The organism is Paenibacillus sp. A3 (assembly GCF_001399685.1).
Taxonomy (GTDB): Bacteria; Bacillota; Bacilli; order Paenibacillales; family NBRC-103111; genus Paenibacillus_G.
In genome coordinates, this window is the sequence record NZ_JTHN01000098.1 from 1 (window position 1) to 16,200 (window position 16,200).

The following is a 16,200-nucleotide window of genomic DNA, read 5'->3' on the forward strand; positions in this document are numbered from 1 at the left end:
ACTGATGCTGCTTGAAGCGCAAGGGGCCGTGATGTCGCGCGACGAGATCATGAACCGCATCTGGGGCAGCTCGTTTGTCGGGGGCAGCAACGTCGTCGACGTTCATGTGAAAAGCTTGCGCAAAAAACTGGGCGACAATCCCGCCGCACCGCAGTACATCGCGACAGTGCGCGGGGTCGGATATAGGCTGGCCGACTGAATAGTCGGCCGCCCGCTTCATCCGATCTTCATGAAAAACTCACGGAATGCTCATGATTCGGTCATGCAGCGATGGTACAATGAGGTCATAATTTAGATCAAGTCTAAATATAAATGAAAGGTGAGATCAAGATATGAACCATCGTTTGACGACCAATCAAGGCTCTCCCGTGGGGGATAACCAAAATTCGCGTACGGCCGGCCGCCGCGGACCGGCACTGCTGGAGGATTACCATCTGCTGGAGAAGCTGGCCCATTTTGACCGGGAGCGCATCCCGGAGCGGGTCGTGCATGCTCGCGGCGCAGGAGCGCACGGCGTATTCCGCGTCGAGCGGAGCATGAAGCCTTATACGAAGGCGCATTTTCTGCAAGAGGCCGGGCAGGAGACGCCCGTGTTCGTTCGGTTCTCAACCGTAATCCACGGCACCGGCTCGCCGGAAACGGCCCGCGATCCGCGCGGATTCGCCGTGAAGCTGTACACGCAAGAAGGCAATTATGACATCGTGGGCAACCACCTGCCGGTATTCTTTATCCGCGACGCGCTGAAATTCCCGGATATGGTGCATTCGCTCAAGCCCGCACCGGACACCAATATCCAAGACCCTGCAAGGTACTGGGACTTCATGACGCTGTCGCCGGAATCGACGCATATGCTGACTTGGGTGTTCTCGGATAACGGCACTCCCGCCAATTACCGGCAAATGGACGGCTTCAGCGTGCACGCGTTCAAATGGGTAAATGCGGAAGGCAAAGTAACGTACGTCAAATATCATTGGAAATCGCTGCAAGGCGTCGTGAATTTGTCGGCCGACGAGGCTCGGGAGGTGCAGGGCCGAGACTTCAACCATGCGACGAGAGATTTGTTCGACCGGATCCGGGACGGAAACTTCCCGCAGTGGGCGCTGCACGTGCAGTTGATGCCGCCGGAGGACTTGGACCGGTGGGGCTTCGACCCGCTCGACGCGACGAAAGTATGGCCCGAGGATGCGTACCCGCTGCACCGGATCGGCACCATGACGCTAAACCGGAACCCGGACAATTTCTTCGCCGAGGTCGAGCAGTCCGCCTTCTCGCCGAGCGCCTTGGTGCCGGGGATCGAGCCTTCCGAGGATAAGCTGCTGCAGGGCCGTCTGTTCTCCTACCCCGATACGCAGCGGTACCGGCTCGGCGCGAACTACCTGCAGATTCCAATCAACTGCCCGTATGCGCCGGTCCGCAACCATCAGCGGGACGGAGCGATGAACGTGAAGCAGGATGCTTCCACGGTCAACTACGAGCCGAACAGTGCTTCCGGCAGTCCGCAGGAAGACCCGGCCTATGCGGAAAGCGAAGCGCCGCTGACAGGACCCGCAGTCCGGCAAAAAATCGAGAAAACCGACGATTTCACGCAGGCCGGCGAGCGGTACCGCAGCTACACGAAGCAGGAGCAGGACAACCTGATCCGCAATCTGGTGAACGATCTGAAGCAGACGAGCCAGGACATCCAACTGCGTGCCATCTGCAACTTTTTCCGGGCGGATGCCGAGTACGGGATGCGGCTCGCGCAAGGGCTCGGCATCGATATTCAAAGCTTTATTCCGCGCTCGAATTAATGGGCAGGCAACATCGCAGGCACGGGGCGTAAGAAGCGTACCGACGGGATGAAACGGCAATCAAAGTCCCGGTCCGCGAGAAAATGCCGTCGATTGCTGCTGTAGAACTTTGCCCTTACCGGTCTACATGATGCTGCGAAGCCCTGTCCATCTTGGCCGGAGTTTAAAATACGACCCCTTTGCCGCAGGCAGATGCCTATCCGGCCAAGGGGTTTTGCGTGTTCGGCCGGGCAATGCGGCCGTCTCGGCATGAGCGGCGTCATTTTCCCGCCGAATAAGTCCGGCGGTACTGGCGGCGGGCTGCTTTTTTCGCTACAATGACCGTAATAAGATCCGCAAAAGATCCCTTAGGAGGGGAAACGGCGTGAGCAAACCGAAGTTGGCTGTCTTTTTCGGCGCAGGAGCCGAGATCGGGTACGGTCTGCCGTCGGGCGGCAGGTTTGCGCTGGACATCTTCCGGCTTTCGCCCGAAGAAGATCGTAACCGCTTTCGCAAGCAAATCGAGCGTATCGACCCTACGTCCCCCTATGCGGCAAAATGGCTCCCGGGCGGCTACCGGAATAAGCGGCTTCATGTGTTCGGAAAAGGGGAATTCGAAGGCTTGATCACGTCCAGTCTGGAGAATCGCAAAGATAGCATTCTTCACTATTTTGACCGGTTTGACGCCAATGTGGCCTGTATTCTGCGCACGTTCCGCGTATCCGAGCCGGTCTTGAAGCAGACGTATGCCGCGACGACGGGGCACGAGTTCGGAACGGTCTCTTACCGGCAGGTCATTAAGTTGAACCAGCGGCTGGCCGATCGGGTCAGCTTGTTCGACTCCGACTATTTCTCGGCGTTCCTGAAGGCGCTAGAGCACGCACCTCAAGACCGCGGCCTCCGGCGGATGATCCGGGCGCTGCTGGAGCTTCTGATCGGCGCATTCGGGCAAAACCTCGTCTCGCGGCTGAACGAGGAGCTGTTCGAACAGGCCCCGGATACGCTATCCGTCTTCGACGATTTGTCCGGCATCTTCAGCCTGGATTACCGCAGCGCCGGACTGACCGGGGTGGAAATCGTGCTGGAAGAGCAGCCGCTCCCGTTGACGGAGTCCAGCAGCCTCGCGACTCTATTCACGGAGCTGGGCCGTGCGGTGCTGGAGGACGTCTTCGCCTCCGCGCTCGATTACCAGGCGCTGATCGACAGCCATTTTCGCTATTTGTACAACCCCAAGGCCCATTGGGCCAAATTCACCCGCATCGCCATCTTCCTGCACACCGTTCGAAGGTACATTCTCAGCCAAGCCCAAGTCGATCTCGACAAGCTGTTCGACGGGCCGGGGTTTTATCACGATCTGCTGGAGGCAGACGATTGTTTCGAGCTCCGTTCCGTCGGCACGGTCAATTACAACAATTTCGTGGGACAGGTGCTGGAGCGCAGCTTCCTGAAGCGGACACCCGTCTTCCACTTGAACGGCAGCGTCGGCGAGTTTTACGATCCCTACGGTAACCGCATCCTCCAAGACCATGACGGCGGCGAGCCGCCTGAACAGCTTCGGCGCATTCTGGTACCGTTCCTGTTCACCCAGAGCGGGATTAAGCCGCTTACGTCCGTATCGATGTCCCGCAGATACGTCGAGCTGTACGATACGTTCCGGGAGGCGGACGTCATCTGTTCGATCGGCTACGGGTTTAACGGGGACGACGGGCATATCAACGGTTTGCTGCGGGCTCTGGTCGAGGAGGAAGACAAGAGGCTGGTCATATTCGCTTACGGCTGTACGGACCCGCTCTGGGCCCGCAGAGAGTACCAAGCCAAGCTCAGGCTGGCTTCGGCCCGCAACCTGACGGTGGCTCCTTTGGACGACGAACGCCGGTCAGGCGGGCTGGCATGGTACCGGCAGCTGGCGGAGAGCCTCAGCGGGCTTCGGATTGTTTGAGGGCTTCTGCGCATTTCGTGCACATATTTTTCGAGGGACGAGGGATAATGACTCCTAGCTGACAAAAACAAGAAGGAGTGAGCCCAACCCTTGAAACGTATTGCAATCGCCACCATCCTGCTGGCCGGTCTGCTGGCAGCCGTCCCGGTCCAAGCGGCTGCCGCAGGGGACGGCGCCTATCATTTCGGGTTCAAGAAGAGCAAGAACGGCAGCCGTCCCTCCATCGACGAAGAAGGCTTCAAGCTCATTGTGGAGAAGCATGGGGCTATTTTTCTCGGGGATACGACGCAGAAGGAGCTGTATCTCACCTTCGATAACGGCTACGAGAACGGGTATACCGCCCGCGTGCTCGACGTGCTGAAAGAAAAGAAGGTTCCCGCGATCTTCTTTGTCACCGGACATTACATCAAGGATCAGCCGGAGCTGCTGCGGCGGATGGCGGCGGAAGGCCACTTGATCGGCAACCATTCCTGGAGCCATCCTGACATGACCCAGATTTCGAGCGGCAAAATCAAGGACGAGCTGGAGAAGGTAAAAGCGGACGCGGCGCAAATTACCGGACGGCAGACGATGACCTACCTGCGCCCGCCGCGGGGCATCTTCAACGACCGCAGCCTCGCCGTAAGCAAGGAGCTTGGGTATACGAGCGTCTTCTGGTCGGTTGCTTATAAGGACTGGGATACGAGAGCGCAAAAGGGGGCCGACTACGCCTACAACCAAGTTATGGCCCAGCTTCACCCCGGAGCCGTTATCCTGCTGCACACGGTATCCAAGGATAACGCGGACGCGCTCGGGAGAATCATTGACGGAGCCCGGCAGCAGGGCTACGAATTTAAGAGCCTGGACCAGCTGACGGTCAGGTCTTACTAGCGGAGGAGGCCGGGACGGCCCATACCGTGCGGGGCCGCTCCGCCGCAGCAAGCGTCACGAATCCTGGCAATAGGGCTCGCGGCGCTTTTTTGCCGGGTTGTACCCTCCCTATGCCATAATATATGATATGATGGGACTTCTCTTTTAAGGGGGGAGAATAGCATTGGACGATGCTACTATCTTTACTAATTTTAGACCCATATATATTTTCTTTATCATTATTCAAGCCATTTCATTGATCATGGCTATATCCCAGAAAAAACAGCTTAAACCAATTAATGAAGTGGCCATATCGAGTGTCTCATTTATTTGTTTAGCAGTATCCGCTTTTATGACGTATCAAATAGGTATTCTTTCTGATGAACTTGTAATCGGTGGCGATCCTGTTTCCTTTATTATGTTTTTTGTAGTAGTGATCATGTCGGTAGTTAATTTTCTTGTTATTTACCTTAATAAAAAAAATTAAAAATTAGGTATTGCACTCGGCTCTTGCTCGCATCTCTTGCGGCAAACATTTCGTAACGTGCGCCGATTGAGTCTCTTATTCGGGAAATGACTATTTTTTGCTAATTAAAGGCATTTCAAATCGTTTTTACCGGCAAAAAATCCGAACAATCGCTTGCAGAATTACAAGTTCTTATGTATTATTAAAGTACGTCGCATCACAAAAAGCCGGTTGCTCTTGAAGGTGAACGAATGCCCCTGATCGACACGAACGAAAATAAAAAAAAGCTGTGCCACCTGTACAACGAAATCTCGAAGAGCTTATTCGGCTTCGGAACGACATTGCTGCGGGTTACGATCGACGACCGGATCATCACGTATTATGCCAAGCATCGTCGTTCGCCGCGCTCGGATGCGCTCGAAGGCGAGGCGCCTACGCTGAAGCACGAGGTCGACTTTTACATGTCTTCGATCTATAAGAAGAAGCTTCGGGAGAAGCTGGAGCAGGAGTTCGGGCTGGAGATCGAAGCGCTGCTAAGGGATTACGATCCGGCGACGCAATGGGCGATTACGAATGTGATTCTGCACGAACCGAAATAACAGGCCGGAGCCGCGGCGTTGATCTATCATCGAGCGGACCGCATGCATTGCCATAGATGCCGCCTATCTTTGTTTACGAAGAAAAAGCGCTCTTACGTAGAAGATTTATTTCTATTTAAGGGCGTTTTTTCTTTTTTAAATAAAATGCAAGAAGAACCGATTCCGATGAGAGTATAGTGCTAAACGTTTCTACAAATCTTAAATTATGGATACAGCGATGTTCCTACTGGAGGATGAAGACGATGATGAAAAAACGAATGATTCGCAGCTTGCTTTCCGTTTCGCTGATTGGATTGGCTTTGTCCGGATGCGGCCAAGCGGGAGGAAACAAAGAGCAGGGCGCTGCACCGGGAGCGGGCGGCGGAGAGCCGACCAAGCTGGTCATTTCCACCTGGGGCTTCTCCGAGGACTTCTTCAAGAAAGAAGTATACGCGCCATTCGAGAAAGAGCATAACGTGAAGATCGTGCTGGAAATCGGCAACAACGCCGAGCGCCTGAATAAAGTGAAGCAGGGCAGCTCGAACGTCGATCTGATCTACCTCTCGGACTATTACGCGCAGCAGGGCATCGAAGCGGGGCTTTTCGAGAAAATCGACCGCAGCCGCATCACGAACCTGAAGGACATTTACGACATCGCCAAAGCGCCGCTCGGCGAGGACTACGGTCCGGCCTATACGATCGGCCAATTCGGCATCGCCTATAATCCGAAAGCGGCAGGCAAGGAAATCAAATCGTGGAACGATCTGTGGAGCCCTGAGCTGGCGAAGAAGCTGACGCTTCCGAATATTACGTCGACGAGCGGCCCGATGATCCTGGATGCGGCTTCGACTGTGGCTGGCAGCTCGACGTTCAACGCCGATCAAGCGTTCGCGAAGCTGAAGACGCTGAATAAAAGCGTCGTGAAATACTACGGTCAAACGTCCGAGTTCGTGAACATGTTCGCCCAAGGCGAAATCGCCGCCGGACCGATCATGGAAATGTACGTGAAGGACTTGAAGGCTGCTGTGCCAGATACGAAGTTCGTTACGCCGCAGGAAGGCGCGTACGCGATCATGAACACGGTGAACGTCGTGAAGGGCAGCAAAAACAAGCAGCTGGCGGAAGATTTCATCAACTGGCACCTCAGCAAGGAAGTGCAGGAGAAATCGGCCAAGTCCAAAATCGATTCGCCGGTGAACACGACGCTGCAGCTCAAGCCGGAAGAAGCGCAAGGCATTACGTACGGCGCGGACGTGGTGAACAAGCTGCGCAAGCTGGATATGAAGTTCGTCAACCAGAACCTCAAGGGCTGGATCGACCGTTGGAACCGCGAAGTTACACAATAAGTAACGCAATAAGCAACGCAATAAGCAACGCGATAGCATGACCATAATCGAAACGCTGGACAAGGGTATATGATCCGACATGTACCCTTGTTTTCATATCGGGAGTATGGAAAGGAGCTAACGGAGCGCATGAAACGAAAAGTAATCCTCGATGTCGATACGGGTGTGGACGATGCGTTAGGCATTCTGCTCGCGGTCAAGAGCGGGCAGTTCGACGTGCTCGGCATTACGACCGTCAACGGCAACGTATCGCTGGATCAAGCAACGGCCAATACCTGCAAAATTTTGCAGCTGCTGGGCGCGGAAGCGAGCATCCCGGTCATCCGGGGGGCTGATCGGCCCTTGCTGCGTCCGCATTATTTCGAGCACCGGATTCACGGGGCGGACGGCCTCGGCGGGGCGCTGCGGGACATGGCAGTCCGTCAAGGCGCGGCCGAGGGGTTCGGGCCGGACTACATCGTGGACCGCGTACGCGAAAACCCGGGCGAAGTGACGCTGGTTATGACGGCTCCGCAGACCAATCTGGCGCTCGCGCTGATGAAATATCCCGGCCTTGTGAACGACGTGAAAGAGGTTGTCGTCATGGGCGGTGTCGTCGCGGGATACGGGAACGTGACCCCGACGGCGGAATACAACATGTATGTCGATCCGGAAGCGGCCAAGCTCGTGCTGCGTGCCGGCTTCCCGTCCCTGACGCTTGTCGGGCTCGATGTGACCCGGCGCGCGCTGCTCAAGGACGAGCATATCGCCGCGCTCGGCGATACGCCGATCGGCCGCTACGTGAAGGAGAGCACCGCCGATTATATGCAGCGCTACTCTGAACGCAACGGCGTCCGCGCCTGCGCGCTGCACGATCCGTTGGCCGTCGGGGTGGCCTTATCCCGCGAGGTGGTCACGACGAAGCCGTATTACGTCGATGTGGAAACCCGCAGCGAGCTGTGCGACGGCCAGACGGTCTGCGATTTTCAGAACCGGCTCGGACAGCAGCCGAACGTTCAGGTCTGCACGGACGTGGACGCCGACGCTTTTCTTCGGTTGTTCGTGCAGACGCTGAGCCGTTAGCCCCCAATCCAGGAACAGGAGAACCGTTCGATGAAGAAATCGTATCTGTATTTGCTATTGCTGCCGGGACTGTTGTTCCTGACGGTATTTATGGCGGCTCCGATCCTCATTACGATCGGGTCCACCTTTTTCCAGAAAGGGACTGTGACGTTCGACGGGTACCTGCATTTCTTCAAGGACCCGTATTTTCTCAAAATTTTGCTGACGACATTGCAGGTCAGTCTGGTGACAACGGCGATCTGCATTCTGCTCGGCTTTCCGATCGCCTACTATATTTCCCGGCAGAGCCTGAAGAAAAAGAGCGTGCTGCTCGCACTCGCGATCTTCCCGTTGCTCACCAGCTCGGTCGTCCGCTCCTTTAGCTGGATGATCGTCCTCGGCAAGAAGGGGCTGCTTAACACGGCGCTGCTGGCGATGGGGATCATTCAGGACCCACTGGATATTTTGTATACGCCGACCGCGATGATGATCGGTCTGATTCACCTGTTTCTGCCGCTGATCATTATCACGCTTGTCGGTGTCATGGAGAACATCGATGCCGATCTGATCAAAGCGGCGGAGAGCCTCGGGGCGTCCCGGTTCACCGCGTTCCGTAAAGTCGTGATCCCGCTCAGCGTGCCCGGTCTCATTATCGGGAGCATTCTCGTCTTCGTCGGCAGCTTGACCGCGTACACGACTCCGGCGCTGCTCGGCGGGAAACAGCGCGTCATCTCGACGTTCCTGTACCAGAATGCAATTACGCTGAACGACTGGTATTCGGCCTCCGTCATCGCGACGATCATGATGGCGATTACGTTCGTGGTTATCAGCCTGATGAACAAACTGGCCAACACTTTGAATCCGAAGGGGTAGAAGGGATGAAGGAGAACAACCGGGGCCTCGGCCTGTTTACGCTGCTTGTCTATATCTTTTTGCTCGGTCCGCTGGTCATTATCGCCTTCGCTTCGTTCGAGCCGGGAACCGTGCTGAAATTTCCGCCGCAGGGCTTTTCGCTCAAGTGGTACGAGAAAATTTTCGAAGTGGAAATGTTCATGAGCACGTTCAAAACGTCGATCGTTGTCTCGATTCTGGGCAACCTGTTCGCGCTCTTGCTCGGCGTGCCTGCGGCCTATGCGCTCAGCCGCTTCGATTTCAAGGGAAAAGACGCCCTGAACGGCTTCTTTATATCCCCCGTGCTCATCCCGGGCATCGTGCTCGGGTTTACGATGCTGAAATACCTGATCGTCACGTATCATCTGCCGCTCTACACGGCGCTGCTCGTCGGTCATACGGTTATCATGCTTCCATTCATTATTCGCGTCATCGCGTCCAGCTTGTCGAATTTCGACTTCGCCATCGAAGAGGCTGCGCTTAGTCTCGGCGCGGGACGGCTCGGAACGTTCTTCAAGGTCGTCCTCCCGAACATCAAGTCGGGGATTATCGCGGCGATTCTGATCGCTTTTCTGGAGTCGTTCAACAATGTGGATATTTCCGTCTTCATGACGGGCCCGGGCATCAGCACGCTGCCGATTCAGATGCTGACCTATGTAGAAAATTATTTCGATCCGACCATCGCCGCCATTTCCGTACTGCTCATGCTGTTCACGGCGGTGTTCATGTTCCTGATCGAGAGGCTGATGGGCCTTTCTTACTTTACCAAACGATAACGGAGGCTCGTACCCATGGCATTGCTATCCTTGGAAAATGTGTCGGTCGCCTATGATCACCAATATATTCTGCAAAACTTCAACCTGACGGTCGAGAAGGGGCAGCTCATTTCCTTGCTCGGCCCAAGCGGCTGCGGCAAAACGACGACGCTGCGGCTCATCGCCGGCTTCCTCGAAGCGAAAGACGGCAAATTCATGCTGAACGGCAAAGATTACACGCGGGTGCCGGTCAACAAGCGGAACTTCGGGTTCGTGTTCCAGAGCTACGCACTGTTCCCGCATCTGTCCGTGTACGATAACGTCGCCTTCGGCCTCCGCCTGCGGAAGGTGCCGGAAGCCGAGATCAAGCAGCGCGTGCAGCGCATTCTGGAGGTCGTGAGCTTGTCGGGCTTTGAGCAGCGGTTCCCCAAAGCGCTGTCCGGTGGGCAGAAGCAGCGGGTGGCGATCGCCCGCGCGCTCGTCATCGAGCCGGACCTGCTGCTGTTCGACGAGCCGCTCAGCAACCTGGACGCGAACCTGCGCGTCAATATGCGCGTCGAAATCCGCCGCATTCAGCAGGAGCTCGGCATTACGACCGTCTACGTCTCGCACGACCAGGAGGAATGCTTCTCCATCTCCGACCGCGTCGCGATCATGAACAAAGGCATTATCGAGCAGTTGGATCGGCCTTCCACGATCTACAAATACCCGAAAACCGAATTCGTCGCCCGGTTCATCGGCTTCAACAACTTCATCACGTTCGAAGAACGCCGCGAAGCCGGCGACGGCATCGAGCTGAAGGTGAAGGGCTATACGTTCCATGCCGCCCGACAGCCCGGCGCGGAAGGAACTACAAGCAAGAAGGGCGCGATTCGCCCGGACGATATGCAGCTCGGCACTGCGGAGGAGATCGGTCACGGACCGAACCGGGTGAGGGGCGGAATCAAAGTAAGCACGTTCCTGGGAAGAAGCTACCAGTACGTCGTCGAGACGGACCTTGGGGATTTTACAGTCAACAAGGAAATGGAAGTCCCTTACATCAGCGGGCAGCAGGTGCATTTGCTGTTCCCGGCGGACAAAATGGTCCTGGTAGACTAACGACGACTTGGAGGTACCGGCATCATGCGAGTGGATTTACTGATCGAGAAGGTACACGTATATAACAGCTATTTTAAAAGGTTCGTTCAAGGCAATGTCGCCGTCTTGAACGGATCGTTCCTCTATATCGGCGGACGCGGGACAGAGACGTTCGAAGCAGGTGAGATCGTGGACGGCCAAGGCCGCTACATGATCCCCGGTCTGGTCGACATTCATCTGCACATCGAGAGCACCATGGTCACCCCGGAGACGTTCTCGTACGGGCTGATCCGCAGCGGCGTGACGACCATCGTGCCCGAGCCGCATGAGATGGCGAACGTCTTCGGCCTGAGCGGCGTGAAGCAGATGATTGAGGCGAGCCGCGACTGCGTAGCAGACATGTTCTATGCGATTCCGAGCTCGGTACCGGCCACGTCGATGGAATCGACCGGCGGCACGATCGAGATCGAGGACATGGACGAGCTGCTGCGGACGGAAGACATCATTTGTCTCGGGGAAATTATGAACTACGTCGACGTCATCACGGACCCGGATTGCAAAACGAACCGGATTCTGGCGCATATCCGCAAGCATTATCCGAAGCTCGTCATTGAGGGGCATGTTCCGAAGCTGCTCGATCTGGATCTGCACCGGGTCATCTATGCCGGGGTCGATTCGGACCACACGCATCAGACGATCGAGGGGATGGAAGCGCGCATCGGCGCGGGCATGTTCATCGAGATTCAAGAAAAGTCGATGACCGACGATGTCATGAACTATCTGATCGAAAACGATGTCTCCGAGCACTTCTGCTTCGTCACGGACGACGTGATGGCCGATTCGTTCAAGCGGCGCGGACATCTGGACCATATCGTCCGCAAAGCGATCCGCATGGGCATGACGCCGGAGAAGGCGATCTACGCCGCGACGTTTACCCCGGCGCGCCGGATGCGGATGCACGACCGCGGCGCCATCGCCCCCGGCAAAGTCGGCGACTTCGTGCTGCTGTCGGACCTGCGGGAGCTGACGATCGATCAAGTGTACAAGCAGGGACGCAAGGTGTACGACGTGCGCGAGGCGTATGTTCCGAAGGAGCACGGCCACGCGTTCCCGGCGCACTACTACCATAGCGTGCAGCTGCCACTACTGACGGAAGCGGAATTTGCCGTGCGTCCGGACGGCGCGGTGGACGGCCGCCATGCGTGCCGCGTGATGCAGGTCAAGGACGGCTCCACCTTCACGGAGGATGTGCGAGGCGAGGTCGAGGTCAGGAACGGCGAGCTGTGTTGGCAGGAAAGCCCGTTCGCGCTCATCGCGACGTTCGAGCGCTACGGCAAGAACGGGAACCGGGCGTACGGCTTGATCGGCGGCGATACGATTCAGCGCGGAGCGGTAGCGACGACGTATTCGCACGACAACCACAACCTGCTCGTGGTCGGGCACAACCCGGCCGATATGGCGCTTGCGGCCAACGAAGTGATCCGCAGCCAAGGCGGCTTCTGTGTCGTGGAAACGGGCCAGGTACTGGCGCACCTGCCGCTGCCGGTCGGCGGCATCCTGACAGAAGCGCCGCTCGACGAGACGGCGAAGGAAGTGGAGAAGCTGCGCAGAGCGATGGAGTCGCTCGGGTATAAGCACTACAACCCGATCATGTCGATCAGCACGCACTCGCTCCCGGTCAGCCCGGCGCTCAAAATTACCGACCTGGGCCTGATCGACGTTAACGCGGGCAAGGTTGTGCCGCTGCTTGTCGAGGCGTAGCTGACGGGATATCAGATAGTTTAAACAAACGGCTCTTGCCGCGAAGTTTGCGGGCAAGGGCCGTTATATTGTACTGGTTCCGCCGAACGTTCATTGCGTGATGATGTACAATAATATGGGGCTCATGATGAAAACCGCTATCCCCACAGGGACCGGGATTACTTGTTTGGTGATACCCATTTTATCGAGCGGATATTCGATTACCATGACTAAACAAGCGGATAAAACGATTTTCCAAACATCGGGAATCGTCAAGCCCCACACGAAATGCATAACGCCCAAAACAATTCCGAAGCTCAAAGGATATTTAAGACTCAAGGCCACCGCCTCCTTCATGTCCGACTCCGATTGGAACGAGCCTGATCCCGGCATTACCGCATATAACTGGTATTGGGCCATAATTGTTCAACCTTGTGTATGATGATTCGTTCAGGAATTAAAATCGGTATGAAGCCTTTGCACATTATTGTCCTCGCTTGATTTCATTATCTTTACATTATTCTCTCTTGTATCCAGAATGCCGACTTCTTCTAAATTTCCATCCGTTCTTTTAAAGAAAACATAACGATCATCCCAGCCTACTTCGACGACGTTAGGTTTAACCACTGGTTTATTATCGCTTCTTAACGCTATTTCGTAGGGTCCCGGCCCGCCTGTTGCAGATTGATAAACGGCATAATTGTTCGGCAGCATAATGTATCCGCGTTGTTCCTTTTCCATACTCATGATCCCAATGTAACCGAGTAGAAAAAATCCTGCGATCAAAACAATGCCTCCAATCCAAACCGAAGCGGCAATCAAGCCGACCTTGCCGCTGTTATCCTCCTCCATCCCGCCTCCCCCCTTAATAAATATTACAAATTAAATAATACTGGTTATAACTGGTTGAAGGAAATACGTGGAAAAGCAGTTCGATGGAACCGAAAAAACGGCCCCTGCCGCAAAAATTTACGATCAAGAGCCGATTTTTTGCAAAGGGCTACTGCTCCAGCTACCCCTCTTTTTTCATATACCTAGCACATAATACAAACATAGGTATTGCTATTGCCGCAGTCCAAAGACCGAGGGATCCGTTAAAATAACTAATGACTACAAGGATAACTGTTAGAGCAAAAACAAACTGTGCTTTTCTTTTATTGGGCTGCTTTGACCGTTTAGAGATAATATACAGTATTCCCCCAGCCAGCAGTACGTAGAATCCTAGGAAGGATAAGACTAGAATAAGGGCTTGATTTATTGTAATAGGTATGATGTGTTACCTCCTCACTTGTAGTTTTGCTCCCGAAGCAGTACCGCAAGCAACAATCGCAGAAACAGCCGAGGCAAGGTTAATGAAAAAGAGGGAGAAGTAATCGCACCCAGGGAATTTCGAGAAATTGGAGTATTGAAGAGTGGGAGGAAGGAGGAATCACAATTTGTTCGTTCACTGGGTCAATATATTTTTAGTCTTAGGAGTTTTGACATTACTTGTTGGGGTTCAAAAAAACTACACAGGACTCGTGTTCAATAAAAGGTTAAAAGGAGGGAAGTTTGGAGCGTCATTTTATAGGCTATTTTTTATTGTCTTCCCTTTTTCCTTCAGATGTTTGGCCCTAAATCTTCTTTCAGCAGGTTTTCATTTTCTTTTTTTTCTTTTAATTAAGAGAACAAGAACAACAATTAATACAATTAGTAAAATAGAAAAAATAATATGTATTGGTGAATAAGCTACACCACTCACCATATCACCTGCCTTTAAATTATTGACTCCTCTACAACGAGAAAAAGTAGTTGTTAAAAATTTCTAACCCCTACTTTTACTCATTATAATATATCAAAATAATAACTTAATCAAATTTACAAATTAGTATTTTTATTACTATTACTTAAGGTTTTGTTTGTGACCACGTTACATCAATAGGAGGAGTAATATCGGTCTCCGACCTGCTATCAGTTATTGTAGCCTTTGGTGTGTAAATTACAGAAATCGGTACCGCAGTCCAAGTTTGAGATTTTCCTTGCCATAATTTGTGATCATTCTCGTTAGAGCTTGTCATATCAAAATCTGCTACAATCCCAACCTGCGTGCCTCCCGTACCAAGAGGCCCAATTGCAGTAACATGAAGGTTAATAGTAAGTTTCTTATGATTATATAACTTGTCATCTTTGACCATAATGTTCGTTTTGGTCTCATGATTTATAACACCAAACTCAGTATCCACATACCCCCAAAAAGCTACTCTAGATCCAGTATCGGTGATCCAAGCATCACCATTAAATGTTCCATGGTGATACCCAAATAGACCTGCTGGAGTTACGACTCCCCCTGAGTTGCCTGTATTAGAATTTTGTCTAAAAAATTGAGCGTCTTCTTCCGAAAAAGGTTGTCCGGGCTTATATTTTTTGATTATTTCTGCCGCTTTCAGGTTCCACGCTGTTTCACTATCCTTCATGCTTATAGACGTAGCTGCTTCAGAATTTTTCGGCGGTAACAAAGCGGATTCTGCTGAAGCAAAAGTAGGTTGTGTCGCTACAGATAATAACGCTCCTGCCACTACTGCAATTGACAATATTTTTTTCAAAGAAATCCACTCCTTCAATTTTTAATTCACCAAAACCTATCACATGAAACTTTTTTTCGATTTTCCGCTAGGTTTTGTAACACTAATATAACTAAGCTTTGACCGAATTTTAAACTGGAGACACCGTATAAAATGTATTCGGTATCTCGCATTTTCTTGTAGTATGTGTCATACCATTTTCTCTCTTGTGATTTTTTCAACAGCTTCAATTCTGGAATGTACACCAAGCTTTTCGTAGATTACACTCAGCTTCTTTTCAACTGTTCTGGTGCTTACAAAAATTTCTTTGGCAATTTTAACGTTTGTATACCCCTTGATTACGAATGATAATATGTTTTTTTCTTTATCAGTTAATGTTTCGTCAGGGTTCTTAAACAAAATTCGATGCAGAACAGAGATTGGAATAATGGTTTGTCCTTCTTGTACTGTATGGATCATTCTAATGATATGATCTGGAGTTGATTTTTTGGGAAGGATACCGCTGATCCCCAATGCAGTCATATAATCAAAATAAGATAAATTATCTGTTAGCATAATTACCTTTGTATCTGCTGCCTGCTTTTTTAATTGTGAAATAGAGTTCAAGTATTTTGAAGTCTTCTCTTCATCTATGTCTATTAAAATTAGATCTACATTTTCAGTTTTAAGTGTGTTGTAGGTTCTCTCCTCGGGCAGATTGGATAAAACGACTTGCATGTTGTCAAGACTTTCGATAAATACTTTGAAAGTAGGTCTTTTTAATGGGTCATCGCAGACAACGATAACTTTATACATATCTTTCAAATGTAATTCGCCCCTGTCTGAGAATCTTTATAGTATCTATTAAATATAGGCTTCAGATTAAAATCAGAGGAATAAAGCTGCCGCTGTAATAGCGCAAGTTTGAATTTAGACGAACATTTATTCTCAGAATTATGTATACGACAGTTCATTTTTTAGGCCAGATCATTTGTGGGCAATAAGAATACTCCGATCCAAACGTTGACTTCGCTGTACCACCTCCTCGTCAGAGAATGAACCTTTTATCGGTACCAACTGCCGCTGCAATTTCTGATTTCCGTTTGAAATTTTTGTGTAACTTCTCTCTATACTCTATAATAATACTTATTTTCCATTTTGAGGATTATTGGTTTTTTGAAAATTTTCGCCATATAAAAAAGCATCCTG

Annotated in this window: 17 protein-coding genes; 12 read left to right on the forward strand and 5 right to left on the reverse strand. The window is 52.4% G+C overall.

Translation table 11 applies throughout. The annotated features are described in order from the left end of the window. The 12 genes from QJ48_RS15525 to QJ48_RS15580 all read left to right on the forward strand — a co-directional run. Positions 1-199 (forward strand): helix-turn-helix domain-containing protein (locus tag QJ48_RS15525; protein ID WP_162238497.1); only part of this gene is annotated, 199 nt, incomplete at its 5' end. Positions 200-332: 133 nt separating this feature from the next. After that, positions 333-1,790 (forward strand): catalase, encoded by a 1,458-nt coding sequence (locus QJ48_RS15530; protein ID WP_054974479.1) that lies wholly within the window; start codon positions 333-335, stop codon positions 1,788-1,790. A gap of 364 nt (positions 1,791-2,154) precedes the next feature. Further along, on the forward strand, positions 2,155-3,708 hold the full coding sequence (locus QJ48_RS15535) for a hypothetical protein (RefSeq protein WP_054974480.1): 1,554 nt from the start codon (positions 2,155-2,157) through the stop codon (positions 3,706-3,708). A 90-nt stretch (positions 3,709-3,798) separates the two neighbouring features. After that, positions 3,799-4,578 (forward strand): delta-lactam-biosynthetic de-N-acetylase, encoded by a 780-nt coding sequence (gene pdaA, locus QJ48_RS15540; protein ID WP_054974481.1) that lies wholly within the window; start codon positions 3,799-3,801, stop codon positions 4,576-4,578. A gap of 163 nt (positions 4,579-4,741) precedes the next feature. Then, positions 4,742-5,044, forward strand: coding sequence for a hypothetical protein (locus QJ48_RS15545; protein ID WP_054974482.1), 303 nt, complete (start codon positions 4,742-4,744; stop codon positions 5,042-5,044). 230 nt (positions 5,045-5,274) lie between these two features. Beyond that, complete coding sequence (locus QJ48_RS15550) at positions 5,275-5,622, forward strand: hypothetical protein (protein ID WP_010500265.1); 348 nt, start codon at positions 5,275-5,277, stop codon at positions 5,620-5,622. Positions 5,623-5,864: 242 nt separating this feature from the next. Then, positions 5,865-6,947: an ABC transporter substrate-binding protein gene (locus QJ48_RS15555; protein WP_054974483.1), complete on the forward strand. Its 1,083-nt coding sequence runs from the start codon at positions 5,865-5,867 to the stop codon at positions 6,945-6,947. A 129-nt stretch (positions 6,948-7,076) separates the two neighbouring features. Further along, positions 7,077-8,009 carry a nucleoside hydrolase gene (locus QJ48_RS15560; RefSeq protein ID WP_054974484.1) on the forward strand — a complete coding sequence of 311 codons (933 nt, stop codon included), beginning with the start codon at positions 7,077-7,079 and terminating at the stop codon, positions 8,007-8,009. 30 nt (positions 8,010-8,039) lie between these two features. Next, positions 8,040-8,861, forward strand: a complete 822-nt coding sequence (locus QJ48_RS15565) for an ABC transporter permease (protein ID WP_054974485.1) — start codon at positions 8,040-8,042, stop codon at positions 8,859-8,861. Positions 8,862-8,866: 5 nt separating this feature from the next. Beyond that, the gene (locus tag QJ48_RS15570) at positions 8,867-9,655 is read left to right on the forward strand and encodes an ABC transporter permease (protein ID WP_054974486.1); all 789 of its coding nucleotides are present in this window, start codon (positions 8,867-8,869) and stop codon (positions 9,653-9,655) included. Between the two features lie 15 nt (positions 9,656-9,670). Beyond that, entirely contained in the window at positions 9,671-10,732 is a 1,062-nt protein-coding gene (locus QJ48_RS15575; RefSeq protein WP_054974487.1) for an ABC transporter ATP-binding protein, read from the forward strand. A 24-nt stretch (positions 10,733-10,756) separates the two neighbouring features. Continuing rightward, a complete protein-coding gene (locus tag QJ48_RS15580; RefSeq protein WP_054974488.1) occupies positions 10,757-12,472 on the forward strand; it encodes an adenine deaminase in 1,716 nt (571 codons plus the stop codon). A 90-nt stretch (positions 12,473-12,562) separates the two neighbouring features. On the opposite strand, the gene QJ48_RS15585 is transcribed toward QJ48_RS15580, so the two are convergent. The 5 genes from QJ48_RS15585 to QJ48_RS38715 all read right to left on the reverse strand — a co-directional run bounded on the left by QJ48_RS15585 (position 12,563) and on the right by QJ48_RS38715 (position 16,080). Continuing rightward, entirely contained in the window at positions 12,563-12,871 is a 309-nt protein-coding gene (locus QJ48_RS15585) for a hypothetical protein (protein WP_054974489.1), read from the reverse strand. Between the two features lie 30 nt (positions 12,872-12,901). Then, entirely contained in the window at positions 12,902-13,303 is a 402-nt protein-coding gene (locus QJ48_RS15590; protein ID WP_054974490.1) for a hypothetical protein, read from the reverse strand. A gap of 1,034 nt (positions 13,304-14,337) precedes the next feature. Beyond that, on the reverse strand, positions 14,338-15,033 hold the full coding sequence (locus QJ48_RS15600; RefSeq protein WP_054974492.1) for a hypothetical protein: 696 nt from the start codon (positions 15,031-15,033) through the stop codon (positions 14,338-14,340). Between the two features lie 168 nt (positions 15,034-15,201). Further along, positions 15,202-15,807, reverse strand: coding sequence for a response regulator transcription factor (locus QJ48_RS15605; RefSeq protein ID WP_237762930.1), 606 nt, complete (start codon positions 15,805-15,807; stop codon positions 15,202-15,204). Positions 15,808-15,978: 171 nt separating this feature from the next. Continuing rightward, complete coding sequence (locus QJ48_RS38715) at positions 15,979-16,080, reverse strand: Spo0E family sporulation regulatory protein-aspartic acid phosphatase (RefSeq protein ID WP_337589624.1); 102 nt, start codon at positions 16,078-16,080, stop codon at positions 15,979-15,981. Between the last annotated feature and the right edge of the window lie 120 nt (positions 16,081-16,200).